Source organism: Stagnihabitans tardus (genome assembly GCF_009925085.1).
GTDB lineage: Bacteria > Pseudomonadota > Alphaproteobacteria > Rhodobacterales > Rhodobacteraceae > Stagnihabitans > Stagnihabitans tardus.
The window spans coordinates 16,785-31,573 of sequence record NZ_JAABNR010000029.1 but is presented as its reverse complement, the minus strand read 5'-3'; the positions used below and the strand labels follow the sequence as shown (position 1 = coordinate 31,573).

Sequence of the window (14,789 nt, the reverse complement as noted above, 5' to 3'; positions counted from 1 at the left end):
ATGACCGCTTCACCCCCGGCCGCGGCCAGGACGCCATCGCCGGGGAGGGCGGCCGCGACATCCTCCTCCTGACCGGAACCCCCACCGACTACACCGCAACCCGCGACGGCGACATGGTCAGGATCACCGCCACGGCCGGGGCGGGGCAGGGGAGCTCCTGGCTCCTCCGCTCGGTCGAGGTCCTGCGCTTTGACGGCGGCATCACGGTCTCGCTCGATCACTATCTGCCCCGGCTCGACGCGGGCACCAACCGGGTGGTCTGGGCCGCCCCGGGCGCGCAGGTCGCGGCCGAGGGGGCCCTGGTGCAGGTCCTCTCTCCAAACCCCCAATCTGCGGGGTCCGGCGTCATGATCCGGGCCATTGCGGCGGACACGGCCCTGGGCGAGGCCCTGGGCCTGGCGGGGGATGGGGCCTATCGCTCGGGCAGCGGCTGGGCGGGAACCGTGGCCCAGGCCCTCGCGCAGGGCGCGCTGATCCTGGGCGCCGGGGCGATCCAGGCCACGACGGGCAATGACACCTTCTGCGGCCTCGACGCCGATGACCTTGTCTTTGGCGCCGGCGGGCGCGACCGGCTTTTCGGCGGCCTGGGCCAGGACAGCCTGGATGGCGGCTATGGCGAAGACCGGCTTTTCGGCGGCGGCGGCGACGATCTGATGCGCGGCGGCGGCGGGGCGGATGCCTTTGTCTTCGGGGCGAACAGCGGGCACGACGTGATCATCGACTTTGCCCCGCATGACCGGCTGAACCTGAGGGCCTGGGATCTGCCCGACCGTGCCGCCCTGGTGGCCCTGGCGCGCGAAGAGGCGGGGGCCCTGGTCCTGCACCACGGCGCCGACAGCATCACGCTGCGCGGGCTGGGCCTCGGCGATCTCGACTGGGTCCTGGCGCTGATCTAGTGGCCCTTGCCGAAGCGCCGGGCGGCCTCGATGAACCAGGCCTCGTAGAACCGGGTCGACAGATGCGACAGGGCGAAGGTCAGGGCAAAGGTGATCGGCCGCTTGACCAGGTAGCGCGTGAAACCGCCGCCACTGCCCAGCCATCCCAGCGCCATGGCCGGGTGCCAGATATAAAGCGCATAGGAAATCCCCGCGAGCCAGGCCAGGACCGGGTGGCGGGCCATGCGCCGCAGGCTCCCCTCGGCGCGGAAGAGCAGGCCCGCCACGGTGGCCATGGTCAGCCAGGGTCGGGCATAGCCGAGCGCGCCGCCGATCTCGTGGCAGGACAGGAGCCAAAGGAGGCCGAGCACCGGCCATAGCCCCCCGGCGGCGGCCCGTTGCAGGGCCCTGGACAGCGGGTGATCGCGATGGGTCCAGGCCAGGGCCAGGAGGCTGCCCGAGAGGATCTCGTCGACCCGCAGATGGGTGCGGATGCTGACCAGCGCGCCCCCCTCGATCCGCAGGGCCAGCACGACCAGGGCCAGGACCGGCACGATCCAGAAGCCGCGCCGCCCGGCCAGGGCCACGGCCAGGGCGATGCCGAAGTAGAAATGCAGCTCGACGCAGATCGACCAGAGATGCCCCGTGCCCTCGGTCAGGATCGCATCGTCATAGTTCAGATAGGTCAAGAGGATGCCCTGCACCGCATCCCAGCGCCCCAGCGCGATCCCCACCACGACCACGGCATAAAGCGCCAGAAGCGGATAGATCCGCGCCAGGCGCCGGACCAGGAAGACCGGGACATCGGGGCGCTCCCACAGGAAGCGGGTGATCAGAAAGCCCGAAAGGCAGAAGAAGAGGCTCATCCCCATCAGCCCGGTCATGGCATTCAGCTGCAGGACCTTGGGCCCCAGGGGCAGAAGATGGGTGGCCAGGACCAGGAGGATCGACAGGCCCCGCACCCCGTCCAGCTCGCGGATATGCCCCTCACCGGCCATGGTTCAGCCCCCGAAAGGATCGCGGTAAAGCCCGAGCTTCTGCTGCAAGAGCCGCCAGAGCACCGGGGGTTGATGCAGCACATAGCGGCGCCAGCGCTGCCGGGGCTCTTTCACCAGGCGCCAGAGCCATTCCAGCCCCGCCGTCGTGATCCAGGCGGGCGGGCGCTGGAAGGTGCCGGCCTCGTAATCGATCGTCCCGCCAAGCGGCAGGTAAAGCTTCACCCCCGGCATGCGGTCGCGGTATTTCACCATGAACTTCTCTTGCCGCCCGCCGCCAAGCCCCACCAGAAGCGCGGTGGCCCCCGAGGCATTGATGGCGGCGATCATGCGCTCGATTTCCTCCGGGTTCCGGTCATAGTCGAAGGGCGGCGCATAGGCGCCCACCACCATCCGGCGGCCGGCTTTCGCATTGATCTTCTCGGCCGCGATTTCCGCGATCCCCGGCTGGCCGCCGCAAAGGAAGACCGTCATCGCGGGATTGTCGCGGTGATGGGCATAGAACAGCGGGAAGTAATCCGAGCCCGAGACGCGTTCCACCACCGGCGTCCCTAAGAACTTCAGCGCGAAATACATGATCTGGCTGTCGCAGGTCACCACGTCGAAAAGGGGCAGGAGGTCGCGGAATTCGCGGTCCTTCTGCATCTTCATCAGGCTGTCGACATGAAGGGTCAGAAGCAGGCCCTCGTCCATGCCCGCGATGAGTTCCGCCATGGTCAGGTCATGGACGAAGGCATTCAGGATCGGAACCCGCTTCAGGGGCCGCGTGATCTTCATGGGTGCTTCCAATGCTGGGCCACGAGGTCGCGGGTGGAGAGTATGTTCCCGCGCGAGGAGGCGCCGAAGACGATGGATTTCAGGTTGGGCAGGGCGGTGACCCAGGAAATCGCCTCTTCGGCCGGGATGGCGCCCGAGGCATAGACCGACATGGCCACGGCCTGGAGCCGGCCGTTCTGCAGCACGTCCAGATAGGCCTGGTGGCCGCCGCACATCCGGAAGCCGATCTTGTTGATATTGGCGCAGATCACCGGGTTCTCGATGCCCTCCTCGCTCAGCGCCTTGTAAAGCGCGGGCAGGTTCATGGTGATGTAACCGGGCTCGGCGCCGTATTTTTCGCGGACATGGTCGTGGAAGATGCGGAAAGCGCCGGTAAACCCTAAGCCCAGCATCAGGTCGGTGAAGACGTTTTGCAAAAAGATCACCGGGGTCTTGAGGCCCGCGAACATCTTCATTTCCGCGTCGATCAGCAGCCGCGCGATGGAGCCCGCATCCTTTTGCGCCAGGGCCATGCCGCCCGAGAGCATGGCCGCCATCTTGCCGCCCTCGGGCAGGAAGCTGGAAATCGCGCCGACGAGCCCGAGATCGGTCATCGCATTGGCATATTTATGGGCATAGGGCATGCAGGGGTAAAACAGGAAATCCGGATAGCGGGCGGGGTTGGCCCGCACCACATCGGCCACCTCGCGGATGCGTTCATGGGTCGTGCACATGAAGGTGCGGATGCCCGCGTCATAGGCCTGGTCCAGCACCTCCATGATGGCGCCCGTGTCGCGAAAGCGCATCATCTGGGCGCGGGCCTTGTCTTCGGACATGTGGTTGACGCCGAAGAACTGGTTGTCGCCGAACAGAAGGCGGTCCATCTGGTGAGTTTCGGGCTGGTGGGTCATCGGATGCGCCCTTTCACAACAGGCCGAAGAAGCGGCGCTTCCTCGGGGTTTCGGGGCGCCTTGAAACGGGGCGGGGGGGGGCGGCCAGGCCCGCCTGGTCCTCCAGGATCATGGCGATGGTCCGGTCGGTCTGGGCGGCCGCGCGGAAGTCATTGGGCACGCCCGAGGGCGCCTCTCCCCGGATCTCTGCCACGAAGTCGCCGATCTGGTGCGAATATTCCTCGCCGCGCAGATAGAACCAGGGGTCGGTCGTCAATTCGGTCGTGTATTTCACGCTATGGCCCTGGGGGATGTCGGGCAGGGCCTCGACCGCTTTCCTCAGGTAGATCTGGCATTCCTGCCGGTCGGCGAAGATGCGGCCATTGGTGCCGATGAAGGTCAGCCTGGTGGTCATCTTGCGCTGTGAATCATCCGACCAATTGACCGAAAGCTGCGCCGTGGCGCCATTTGCAAAGCGCAGGGTCGACATGACCTGGTCATCGACATCGGTGGAAAAGATCGGCGCGAGCACCGAGCCCGCCACCGAAACCGGCGTGCCGAAATACCAGTTCAGAAGGTTCAGCGGATGGGCGGCATAGTCATAGAGACAGCCCCCCCCCTCGCCCTTCTGGCTTCGCCAGGTGGACCGCTTGGGGGCCAGGACCACGGGGCCGTAAGCCTCGGCCAGGACATGGGTGACCTGGCCTATGGCGCCGGCGCTCAGCAACCGCGCCACTTCGCCAAAGGCGCCGACATGGCGGTAATGATAGCCCACCCGGTTCACGAGGCCTTTCGCCTCGGCGAGGTCGGCCAGCTCTTCGGACAGGCGCCAATCCAGCGTGAAGGGCTTTTCGCAGAACACATGGCATCCGCGCTCCAGCGCCGCCCGCACCATGGGTCCATGCAGGCGCGAGGGCGTGGCGATCAGCACGGCGTCCAGCGGCTCCGAGGCCAGCATGGCGTCATAGTCGCGAAAGACCGGGGCCTTGATGTTCTTCTCCAGCACATCGGTCAGGAAGCCCCCCGCATCGCAGGCCATGGCCGTGACCTCGGGATGGGCATTGACCATGGCGAAATGGGAGAGCCCCATCTTGCCCAGGCCCACGACGGCGATGCGGGTTCTGGCGGCGGCAGGTGGCTTGGTCAATCGCAGGTCTTCCGGAAAGGGGCAGGACGGGTCAGGAACAGGGTTCGGGGCAGTTTTCACAGCCCTTGGCCCTTGGCAAGTCAGAAGCGGCTCCGAGGACCCAGTGACACCATTCTGTTGCGGCCCTGTGTCAGAAGGGCTTTCGATCAGCCGGTTTCTCTTTCATAACTGCGAAAATCTGCGATGGGCCTGGCGGGCCTGGCGCATGGATCGGGAAGGCGACCAGAATTTGACAGTGACCCGTTTTGCCTTCCTGCCCCCTCCCTTCCCGGATGCCCTGCCGTGACGCCGCTGATTTCCATCGTCATCCCGACCTTTCGTCGCCCCGAGGACCTGGCGGCGCTCTTGGCGGTCCTGGCCCCGGACCTGCCCGGGGATGTCGAGCTCCTGGTGGTGGACAACAGCCCCGAGGCCGGGGCGCGGCAGGTCGTGGAGGCCCAGGCGCGGGCGCTTTACCTGCACGAGCCGCAGCCCGGCGTGGCGCGGGCGCGCAATGCCGGGGTGGCGGCGGCGCGGGGGGGCCATGTGCTTTTCATCGACGATGACGAAAGGCCGGGGCCGGGCTGGCTTGCGGCCTGGCGCCGCCTGGCCGAGGCGGGGGTGGCCGCCGCCTTCGGCCCGGTGCGCCCGGTCTTCGCCGTCCCGCCCCCCCCGGGGCTCGAAGCCGCCTTCACCGCCATGTTCTCGCGCGACCTGGGCCTGGAAGAGGGCGCCGATGTCACCGGCCAAAGGGCCTGGCTTGGCACGGGCAATGCGCTTTTCGACCGGGCGCGCTGCTTTGGCCGGGGGGCGCCTTTCGATCTGCGCTTCGATGCGGGGGGCGAGGATGTCTGGTTCCTGCGCCACCTGGCCGAGGACCTGGGCCTGGGCCTGACCTGGGCCGCCGGCGCCGAGGTCTTCGAACATGTGCCCGCCAGCCGCCTGACGGAGGATTACCTCTGCCGGCGCCGCTTCCATGGCGGGCAGTTGCGCAGCCTGGTCGAGGCCGGGGGCGGGCATTGGCTGCGCGTGGGCTTCTGGATGGCGGCGGGGGCGGTCCAGGCTCTGGGCTTCGGCCTGGCGGCGCAACTGCCCCTCGCCGCAAGGGGCGCGCTTCGGGCCAAGGCCTGGGGCGGATTGGGAAAACTTCTGTGGTGGAGGCGCCGGTGACCCCCGATCAAACCCCCGTTCTGGCCTATGTCATCAGCGAATATCCCCGCGTCTCTCACACCTTCATCCAGCGCGAGATCGAGACCCTGCGGGCCATGGGTCTGCGGGTCGAGGCCTGCACGGTGCGCAAGCCTGCCGCCTCGGGCATGGTGGGCGCCGCGCAAGAGGCCGAGGACGCCCGCACCTTCGGCGTGATCCAGGCCGCCAGGAACCCCCTGCGGCTGATCCGCGCCCATCTGGCGATGATGCGGCGGGGCCGCTGGCTTTCGGCGCTCTCCCTGGCCTGGAAGACCCGGCCGCCGGGGCTCAAGGCCCTGATCTGGCAGGCTTTCTATTTCCTCGAGGCCGGGATCCTGGCCGATCATGCCCGCGCCCGGGGCGTCACCCATCTGCACAATCATTTCGGCGATGCCAGCGGAACCCTGACCATGGTCGCGGCCCATATGGCGGGCCTGCCCTTTTCCATCACCCTGCATGGCCCCGACATCTTCTTTGCGCCGCGGCATTGGCGGCTGGACGTCAAGATCGCCCGCGCGGCCTTTGTCGCCTGCATCAGCCATTTCTGCCGCAGCCAGGCCATGCTCTTTTCCGACGAGGCCGATTGGGGCAGGCTGCGCATCGTCCATTGCGGCATCAGGCCCGCGCTTTATCCCGCCAGCCGGGGCGGGGGCGGCCATGTGGTCTTCGTCGGCCGCCTCGATCCGGTGAAAGGCGTGCCCCTGCTGCTCGAGGCCTTTGCCGCGGTGAAGGCCCGCCACCCCGAGGCCCGGCTGACGGTCGCAGGCGATGGCCGCATCCGTTCGCGGCTCGAGGCGCGGGCGCGGGCGCTGGGGCTCGAGGTCGCCTTCCCGGGCTATCTCGACGAGGGCCAGGTGGCCGAACTGCTGGCAGAGGCGGATATGCTGGTCCTGCCCTCTTTCGCCGAAGGATTGCCCGTGGTGCTGATGGAGGCGCTTGCCGCCCGCGTGCCCGTCATCGCCACCCAGGTCGCAGGCGTCAGCGAGCTGGTCCGGGACGGGGTCTCGGGGCTGATCGTGGCGCCGGGCGATGTGGCGGGGCTGGCTGTGGCGATGGACCGGCTTCTGTCCGACCCGGACCTGCGCGCCCGGATGGGCGCGGCCGGCCGCGCCAAGGTCGAGGCGGAACATGACATCCAGGCCGAGGCCGCCTGGCTGGCCGAGCTCTTCGCGGGCCGGGGGCAGGGTCTGCGGCCCGAACCACGCTTGCCCGAAACACATGGGCCCGAACCACGCTTGCCCCAAACACAACCAGGGGGCCAGCGCCCCGGGGAGCCATCATGAACCCGATCCTGTCCCCCATCCTGTCCCAGGTTGACCAGGTCTATGTGATCAACCTGCCCCATCGCAGCGACCGGCGCGCCGAGATCGAGGCGCAGTTGCGCAAGGCGGGTTCGGGGCTGGATGCGGCCAATGTGACGCTCTTCCCGGCCCTGCGGCCGCAGGAGGCCGGGCCCTTCCCCTCGATCGGCGCGCGGGGCTGTTTCCTCAGCCATCTCGGCGTCTTGCGCGCGGCCCATGCGGCGGGACATGGCCAGATTCTGGTCCTGGAGGATGATGCCGATTTCGCCCCGCCCTTCCTGGAGACGGCGGCGGCGGCGCGGCTGATGGCGGGGGATTGGGATATGGTCTGGCTGGGGCACAAGATCATCGAGCCCCTCGGCCATCCCGCTGCGGAGTGCTTTGCCCTGGCGCCAGGGCACACGCTTCAGACCTCTCATGCCATCCTCTGTCGCCGCGCGGCCATCGCGGCGCTGATCCCCTATCTCGAGGCCATCCTGCAACGCCCGCCCGGCGATCCGCAGGGCGGGCCCATGCATGTCGACGGCGCCTACAACTGGTTCCGCCGCGCCCATCCCGAGATCAAGGCCCTGGCGACGGCCCGGCAATGGGCCGTGCAACGCGCCTCGCGCACCGATATCGCAGAGACGGGCTGGAAAGACCGGCTGCCCTTCGTGACCCTGCTGCGTCGGATCCGCAACCGGCTGCGGGGGTGATCCGGTGCCCCGGCCTGGGGGCGGGCTGGATTGCAAAAGACCCGGAGCGGTTTGCGCTCCGGGTCTTTTGGAAGGGTCGTGATGGGAAAGCGTCGGGTCAGACGCTTTCCGACCTGGGTTCAGGACTGCTTGCGGCGGCGCATCAGGCCCAGGCCAGCGAGGCCCGAGAGCAGCAGGAGGCCAGCGGCCGGAGCCGGAACCGGGGTGATGTCGGTCAGATCGATGCGGACGATCATGTCGTCGTAGTCATTGTTGAAGTCAGGCGAACCCTTGCCGTCTTCGAACAGGGCATAGACCGACTTGCCGCCGTTGAAGATCGCCGAGAAGGCGATGAAGATGTTGCCGTTGGCGCCGGAGTTGAAAGCATCCCCGTTGCCGATCGAGCCGTTGTTGCTGATGTTGTTGAAGCCCAGGGCCACATAGCTGGTGGTCAGGCTCGACTGCAGCACCGACGAGAAGAACGACTGGCCGAGGTTCGCGGTCGTCGCCGTCAGCGCATCATCCAGGTTGGTGACCGAGTCCGCGACGGCGCGCTGGAAGGCCATGACGGTCACGGTGACCTGGGCTGCACCGGTCACGGCCAAGCCGCCGCTCAGGGCGCCCGACCCGCTGCCGCCATAGGAGGTGATGACCGAACCGGTCCCGAGGCCCGACACGGCAGGACCGGGGTTGAAGTTGGAACCCAGGGTCACGGAGGACCCACCCGTTCCGATGAAGCTCAAAGAAGCTGCGGAAACCACAGAAGTGGTGGCGAGCAATGCCGCCGCAGTCAGGGCAAGAATCTTTTTCATCACACGCACCATTCCCATTGGGCCAAAGGCCGAACCGTTCACGCATCGACACGGCCCACCACAAGGTGAATCGCGCGCCGACCTGTTCATCTTGCATTAACTCATACCAAGTTTCCCGCCCCCTGTCATGACAAAAACGGGTTTTTCCGCATCTGCGTGCGGATTGACCGCCGCCCGGAGCCCCCGCCGGGCTCCAGGCCGGGGTCATTCGCCTCCAGGTTGCATTTCTCGGCACTCTCCCGGCGCCAGGACCGCCATCCCGGGCCGCCCTCCCTGCGCAAGACCGGGTCAAAATCATTTTGAATCAATTTCTTGCCAGCGTGCGCCCGCCGCGCCCCCCCGGCACCGGCCCCCCAGGCGGCCCGTGCCGAATTTTGGGGCGGACCCTTGCGCCGGGCGGCTGAAAATCGTGTCATGCCGGCCATTCTTCCCGGGCGCTTCCGCCCGGGAGCCCGGAAATCACGAGGTCGCCTTGCCCCCGGATGCTTTCGAGACCTGGCAGAACAAAAGCCGATTCGCCGCGCTGGACGGGTTGCGGTTTCTCTGCATCGCGGCGGTGCTCTGGCACCATTATCCCCTGGGCGCGGCCATGGCCGACCTGCCCCCCCTGGCGCAGCGCGGCTTCCTGGGCGTGGATTTCTTCTTCGTGCTCTCGGGCTTCCTGATCACCACGCTTCTCTTGCGCGAAGAGGCGCGGGCGGGCGGGTTTTCCCTGCGCAACTTCTATATCCGCCGCGCGCTGCGCATCCTGCCGCCCTATCTTCTGGTCGTGGGGGTGGCGGCGGGCGGATATATCGTCATCAAGGGCCAGACCGAATACCTGGCGCTTTTGCCCTTCTACCTGCTGTTTCTCGCGAATTTCCTGCAGGAGGACATCCCGCTCCTGGCGCCGACCTGGTCGCTTTCGGTCGAGGAGCAGTTCTATCTGCTTTGGCCCCTGGCCCTGCGGCTTGTGCCGCGGCGGGCGGCCCTGCCGGTGCTGGGGGTCCTGGTGGCGGCCAATGTCGCGGGGATCATGGGGGCCTTCGCGCCCCTGGGGCTGGAGCCCTTCGCGCTGGGGCCCCTGTGGATCGCCCTGCCCAATGCGACCTATGCGCCGATCCTGATGGGGGCGGCCCTGGCGCTGATCCTCGATCGCCGCGCGGGCTTTGCGGCCCTGTCCTTCGCCCTGGGCTCACGGGCGGCGGCGCCGGTCCTGATGGCGGGGCTCGTCCTCCTGGTCATGATCCTGCCCGGGGATCTGCGCGGATGGCCCAACCTGGCCCTCCACCTGGGCATGACGGCCACGCTGGCCGCCCTGGTCCTGCGCGAGGACAACGGGCTGGCCGGGGTCCTGCACTGGCGCCCCCTGGCGCGGCTGGGCGAGATCAGCTACGGCGTTTACCTCTATCACCTTTTTGCCCTGCACATCACCCATGCCGTGCTGGGGCGCCTGGGGGCCGATGCGCCCGGGCTCGTGCTGGTCACCTATGCGGCCCTGTCCTTCCTGATGGCCGAGATCAGCTTCCGCACCCTGGAGACCTGGGTGCGGCGGTTCCGGCCGAAGGCGGGCTAGTAATAGCTCTGGTCGAACCCCGTGCTGCGGTCGGCATAGCGGCACTTGTTCAGGACCACGCCCAGCACATTGGTCAGTTGCCCGACCTCGGCCTCGCAGCGGTCGAGCTGGGGCAGGGTGGTCTCTTCCGCAGCCGCCACGATCAGCGCGCAATCGACATGGGGCAGAAAGCCCAGGGCGTCGTCATTGCCCTGGATCGGCGGCAGGTCGAAGATCAGGATATCGGGCTTCCACTCGGCCTCGAGCCGCTCCAGCGTCGCCTGGGTGGCGGCATCCTGCAGGATCTCGGCCGATTGCAGCACGGGGCGGCCATTGGGAACCAGGCACAGGTTGGTGCCGAAGGAAAAGCCGTGATCGGCCAGCTTGCCCCCGGCCAAAAGCCCCGCGATCTCGGGCGGCTGGCGCAGTTCCAAAAGCCGCGCCAGCGCCGGGCGGCGCAGGTCGAAATCCAGCGTCATGATGCGGAACTGGCCATAGCGGGCCAGGGACAGCGCCAGGTTCAGGGCGAGCGTCGACTTGCCGCATTGCCCGGTGGCCGAGGTCACCGCCAGCCGCCGCCAGCCCTTTTCCCCCATCTGCCGCACCACGCGCGAGCGCAGGATGTCATGGGGCGTGGCCGGGCCGGGGCCCAGAAGCGCCCCCAGCCTCTGGCGCCGCGCAAGCTCGGGGCCGATCAGCACGGGGGGCAGGGGGGCCACGTCCAGCTCGACGGCGGGCGCGGCCTGGGGGGCGCGCCGCGCCAGCGCCGTCTTGCGCGCGGCGCGGGCCTTGACCATGGCGGCTTCCAGTCTTTCCATGGGCAAAGGCTCCTTCAGAGACCGAGTTTCTTGACGATCTTGGCGATGATCAGGTCGACGGGCATATACCAGGTGTCCAGCGCCCAGACCGCCAGCGGCAGGCCGCCCACCACGGCGATCAGGCCGCCCCCGATCCAGATGCGCCGCATCAGGATCTCGCGTGGGGTATGCATATAGGGGATGACCCCGATGGGGGTGATCTGCAAATGCCGTTCCAGGTCCACGGGGCGGCGGATGGCCGAGTTCAGGATCTCGGCCAGGATCACCAGGCCGAAGCCCAGGACAAGGCCCGCCACGGCGCCGGTCAGGGCGATCTTGAAGCGGTTGGGCCGCGAGGGGCTGTCGGGCACGGTGGCGGCATCGAGGACGCCGATGCGCTGGCCCTTGGCCAGGGCCTCGATCCGCTCGCCGGTCGAGGCCTTGGACAGCCGGTCGGTGGCGGTGGCATATTGGGCTTGCGTGTTCTCGTAATCGCGCTGCAGGGCCTGGAGCTGCACGGCCACGGCGGCGGTGCGGTCGATGGAATCCTTCAGGGCGGCCAGTTGCGTGGTGATGTCGCGGGCCTGAACCTCGAGCTGGGTCAGTTGCGAGTCGATCTGGGCGTTCTGGATGTCCAGCGGGGTCATCGTGGCCGGGGCGGCGGGATCTTTCGCCGCGTCGCCCGCGCTCGCTTCCTGGGCCGCGATCTTGGCCTGCAACTGGGCGATGGTCTCTTCCATCAGCGCGATCTTGGGATGGGTCGGCGCATAGACGGCGCGGGCCCGGGCGAGATCGGTCTGCAGCTGCGCCAGCTCGCGCGCCTCGGGCGTCTCCTGCGCGGGGCCAAGCTGGCCCGTGGCGCGGTAGATCTCGGCCAGGCGGGCGCGCTGGTCCTTGAGGCTGGCGATGTCGCGGTTGACCGAGGCCAGGCGCTCGGTCAGGGTCGATTGCTGGGTCAGGCGATATTCCAGCGTGTCGGGCAGGGCATCGGCATTCTTGTTCTGAAAGTCCAGGATGGCGCCGCTTTGCGTGGACAGGTCGGCCGAGAGCCGGTCGGCCTCCTGCTTGAAGAATTGCAGCGTGTCCTGGGCCTGGCCTGCGCGGATCGCCGTGTTGTCGGCCAGGATCCGCGTCACGTATTCGTTCACCACATCGGCCGCCGCCTTGGCCTGGGGGGCGCTGAAGCTGATGGTCATCAAGGTCGCCTGCTCGCGGCCGGCCTGTTTCACGATCACCGTGGCCCGGCGCATCCCCTCGACGATCTCGTCGGGAGAGAGGCTGGCGGTATTGGGCAGGGCGTTGAACTTGCGGGCGATGTCCAGAAGGTTCTGCCGCGTCATCAGGCGCTGTTCGACGATCTGCAACTGTTCCAGGGCTGCCGTGTCCACCGTGGGCGCGGCCAGGCTGTCGGGGATCTGCGGGCTTTCCAGGAGCAGCCGCGCGGCGCTTTCGTAGATCGGCGTCATCCGGTAGGCCACGACCAGCGACAGGGCCGTGACGGCGGCAAAGCTCAGGACCACCCAATGCAGCCGCCGCAACAGGACGGCGAGGTAATAGCGCAGATCGAGGGTCATGCCGGGTTTCTCTCGGAAGGGGAGGTGTCGGAAGCATCGGGGCTGGCGCCCAGCTCTTTGGCGGCCTCTTTCAACCCTTGGGCCGCGAAGAAGATATTGTCCTCCAGCACCTGGGCCAGGAGGGTCTCGCCCACCTGGCGCTGATCGGCGGTCCAGGCATAGAGGAGCGAGATGTCGCAGAACTGGTTGATCAGCCGGGGCACGCCTTTCGAGACGCGGTGGATCATGGCCAGGGCGCCCTCGTCGAACTCGGCCCCCGTGCCGCCTGCGGCCGTCAGCCGGTGGCGGATGAAATCGGCGGTGGTCGGGGCATCCAAGGGCGTCAGGTCGTAACTCACGGCGATGCGCTGCGCCAATTGTTCCAGCCTGGGGCTGCGCACCAGATCGCGCAGCTCGGGCTGGCCGGTCAGGACCAGTTGCACCACGACATCCTTGCCGTAATTCACATTGGTCAGCATCCGCAGCTCTTCGAGGCTTTCGATCGACAGGTTCTGCGCCTCGTCGAAGATCAAGAGCGTCCGGCGCCCGGCGGCATATTCGGCCACGAGGAAATCGCGCAGGGTTTGAAACAGCGCGACATAGCCCGCGGCCGGATCGAAGCCGAGGCCCAGGGCGTTGAGCACCCATTGCAGAAGCTCGCCCCGCCCTCCTTGTGCATTGGACACGAGCGCCACGGTCACCGTCTCATCCAGCCGGGTCAGGAGTTCGCGCAAAAGCGTGGTCTTGCCGCAGCCGATCCCCCCGGTCAGAAGCGTGATGGGCGAGCCCGAGATGACGCCATATTCCAGGACCGAGAAGGCGCGGCGATAGGCCCGGCTCCACAGGATCATGGAAGGGTCGGGCATCAGGGTGAAGGGATGGTCGTGGAAGCCGAAATGTTCGGCGTAAAAGCTCTGGCGCAGATGCGCGCCGGTATTGGGCACATCGGGCGGCGCGAGCCCGGCGTCCCTCTCGGGTCCCCGGGTCCTGGACTGCAGGCCCGCCGCCCCGCCCTGTCCGGGTCTCTCCTGAGGCCTGTCGACCATGCTTGCCTTTGAACCCATCAAATCCGGGGAGACCCCCTCACCAACATCTTTCCCCCCATCTGGGCCAGGCGGCAAGCAAAAGCAACAGTCCGATGCGGGCGGGGATGATTCGCGGCGGAATTTCCCGCCCCGGTTTTGCTGCAAGGCAGCATCCGGCCCGCGAAGCCGCCCGGCTGCCTTGCGGGGGGCGGATATGCCGGGGAGGTTTCCGGGGGCGCTACCGGGGACAGAATGGGGGGCATTATGGGGGTCTTGGAAACAATCTCCGGGGGCAAATGGGCAAGATCGCCCCATTTTCGGGGGATATGCGCCCAAAAGTGGTTAACAGTTCGTTTTTTGTCGAAATACCCGGAAATTTGTAGTAGCCGAAAGTATAGGGGACACCCCCTTTGGACAGGCTGTTTGGTTCGGAGCCCGGCTCCGGTTGTGTGCGGTTGCGCGAAATTTGGCGCGACCTGTTGTTTTCCGCTCCCGGACCCGGGAGCGCAGGAGGTTGCGGATGAGTTTTGAGCCCGTGGAGATCGTGTCCGAGACTGCCTCGGGCCTGGTGCGCCCCTCCGAAGCCGAAAGTCCCGCATTCGGGCTCTATGTCGGCACCTTCAAGCGCCTGATCGACATGGGCCTCGTGCTCTTGGCCGCGCCCTTCGTGATCCTGGTCATCCTGCCCATCGCGCTTTACATCCGCCGCGACGGGCATTCGGCCTTTTACTGGTCCGAACGCGTCGGCCGCCATGGCCGGACCTTCCGCATGATGAAGCTGCGCACCATGGTGCCCGATGCCGATGAGAAGCTGGCGGCCTACCTGGACAGCGACCCCGAGGCCGCGGCCGAATGGCGCGAGACGCAGAAGCTGAAGGCCGATCCGCGCATCACCGCCTTTGGCCGCTTCCTGCGCAAATCCTCGCTCGATGAGCTGCCGCAGCTGTGGAACGTGCTGAAGGGCGAGATGTCCCTGGTCGGGCCCCGTCCGATGATGCCCAACCAGCGCAAGATGTATCCCGGCCGCGCCTATTACGCGCTGCGCCCCGGCGTGACCGGCCCCTGGCAAGTGTCCGACCGCAACGAGACGACCTTTGCCCGCCGCGCCGATTACGACCTGGACTATTGCCGCCGGGTCAGCCTGGCCCATGACGCCAGCCTGATCTGGCAGACCCTCTCCGTGGTGCTGCGGGGCACGGGATATTGAACGGCAAGGTCGGGGCCGGGCTCCGATCGGTGCTTCCCAAAGAGGCAAATCCACAG

General features: G+C 67.4%; 14 protein-coding genes and 1 pseudogene. 7 read left to right on the top strand and 8 right to left on the bottom strand.

Annotated elements, in window-relative coordinates:
- Positions 1-896 (top strand): annotated as a pseudogene (locus GV832_RS19065) (calcium-binding protein); the annotation flags it as partial.
- Here GV832_RS19065 and GV832_RS19060 read toward each other — a convergent pair.
- Genes GV832_RS19060 through GV832_RS19045 form a run of 4 tightly spaced genes read right to left on the bottom strand, consistent with a single transcriptional unit; the run spans position 893 to position 4,663 of the window.
- Positions 893-1,873, bottom strand: coding sequence for an acyltransferase family protein (locus GV832_RS19060; protein ID WP_168776476.1), 981 nt, complete (start codon positions 1,871-1,873; stop codon positions 893-895). The pseudogene GV832_RS19065 and the gene GV832_RS19060 sit on opposite strands and share 4 nt — an antisense overlap.
- Before the next feature lie 3 nt (positions 1,874-1,876).
- Positions 1,877-2,647, bottom strand: a complete 771-nt coding sequence (locus GV832_RS19055; RefSeq protein WP_168776475.1) for a WecB/TagA/CpsF family glycosyltransferase — start codon at positions 2,645-2,647, stop codon at positions 1,877-1,879.
- Complete coding sequence (locus tag GV832_RS19050) at positions 2,644-3,510, bottom strand: hypothetical protein (protein WP_168776474.1); 867 nt, start codon at positions 3,508-3,510, stop codon at positions 2,644-2,646. Before GV832_RS19050 ends, GV832_RS19055 begins: the two co-directional genes overlap by 4 nt.
- 40 nt (positions 3,511-3,550) lie before the next feature.
- Entirely contained in the window at positions 3,551-4,663 is a 1,113-nt protein-coding gene (locus GV832_RS19045) for a Gfo/Idh/MocA family protein (protein ID WP_227754536.1), read from the bottom strand.
- Positions 4,664-4,945: 282 nt separating this feature from the next.
- On the opposite strand from GV832_RS19045, the gene GV832_RS19040 reads away from it, so the two are divergent.
- From GV832_RS19040 to GV832_RS19030, 3 genes are read left to right on the top strand one after another with little or no spacing between them, the layout of a single operon-like run.
- Positions 4,946-5,812, top strand: coding sequence for a glycosyltransferase family 2 protein (locus GV832_RS19040; protein ID WP_168776473.1), 867 nt, complete (start codon positions 4,946-4,948; stop codon positions 5,810-5,812).
- Positions 5,809-7,113 carry a glycosyltransferase family 4 protein gene (locus tag GV832_RS19035; protein WP_354001988.1) on the top strand — a complete coding sequence of 435 codons (1,305 nt, stop codon included), beginning with the start codon at positions 5,809-5,811 and terminating at the stop codon, positions 7,111-7,113. Before GV832_RS19040 ends, GV832_RS19035 begins: the two co-directional genes overlap by 4 nt.
- Positions 7,110-7,826, top strand: a complete 717-nt coding sequence (locus GV832_RS19030) for a glycosyltransferase family 25 protein (protein ID WP_168776472.1) — start codon at positions 7,110-7,112, stop codon at positions 7,824-7,826. The genes GV832_RS19035 and GV832_RS19030 overlap by 4 nt, the downstream gene beginning before the upstream one ends.
- A gap of 119 nt (positions 7,827-7,945) precedes the next feature.
- On the opposite strand, the gene GV832_RS19025 is transcribed toward GV832_RS19030, so the two are convergent.
- On the bottom strand, positions 7,946-8,518 hold the full coding sequence (locus GV832_RS19025) for a VPLPA-CTERM sorting domain-containing protein (protein ID WP_168776471.1): 573 nt from the start codon (positions 8,516-8,518) through the stop codon (positions 7,946-7,948).
- Between the two features lie 19 nt (positions 8,519-8,537).
- Here GV832_RS19025 and GV832_RS19020 point away from each other — a divergent pair, with 19 nt between their 5' ends.
- Positions 8,538-8,717, top strand: a complete 180-nt coding sequence (locus tag GV832_RS19020) for a hypothetical protein (protein ID WP_168776470.1) — start codon at positions 8,538-8,540, stop codon at positions 8,715-8,717.
- A 372-nt stretch (positions 8,718-9,089) separates the two neighbouring features.
- Entirely contained in the window at positions 9,090-10,172 is a 1,083-nt protein-coding gene (locus tag GV832_RS19015) for an acyltransferase family protein (protein WP_168776469.1), read from the top strand.
- On the opposite strand, the gene GV832_RS19010 is transcribed toward GV832_RS19015, so the two are convergent.
- The 3 genes from GV832_RS19010 to GV832_RS19000 are packed head-to-tail and all read right to left on the bottom strand — an operon-like array spanning position 10,169 to position 13,547.
- Positions 10,169-10,969 carry a P-loop NTPase gene (locus GV832_RS19010; RefSeq protein WP_168776468.1) on the bottom strand — a complete coding sequence of 267 codons (801 nt, stop codon included), beginning with the start codon at positions 10,967-10,969 and terminating at the stop codon, positions 10,169-10,171. The genes GV832_RS19015 and GV832_RS19010 overlap by 4 nt on opposite strands.
- A gap of 14 nt (positions 10,970-10,983) precedes the next feature.
- Positions 10,984-12,522 carry a GumC family protein gene (locus tag GV832_RS19005; RefSeq protein WP_168776467.1) on the bottom strand — a complete coding sequence of 513 codons (1,539 nt, stop codon included), beginning with the start codon at positions 12,520-12,522 and terminating at the stop codon, positions 10,984-10,986.
- A complete protein-coding gene (locus GV832_RS19000; RefSeq protein ID WP_168776466.1) occupies positions 12,519-13,547 on the bottom strand; it encodes an ExeA family protein in 1,029 nt (342 codons plus the stop codon). Before GV832_RS19000 ends, GV832_RS19005 begins: the two co-directional genes overlap by 4 nt.
- Before the next feature lie 499 nt (positions 13,548-14,046).
- Here GV832_RS19000 and GV832_RS18995 point away from each other — a divergent pair, with 499 nt between their 5' ends.
- Positions 14,047-14,733 carry a sugar transferase gene (locus GV832_RS18995; protein ID WP_168776465.1) on the top strand — a complete coding sequence of 229 codons (687 nt, stop codon included), beginning with the start codon at positions 14,047-14,049 and terminating at the stop codon, positions 14,731-14,733.
- Positions 14,734-14,789 lie beyond the last annotated feature (56 nt).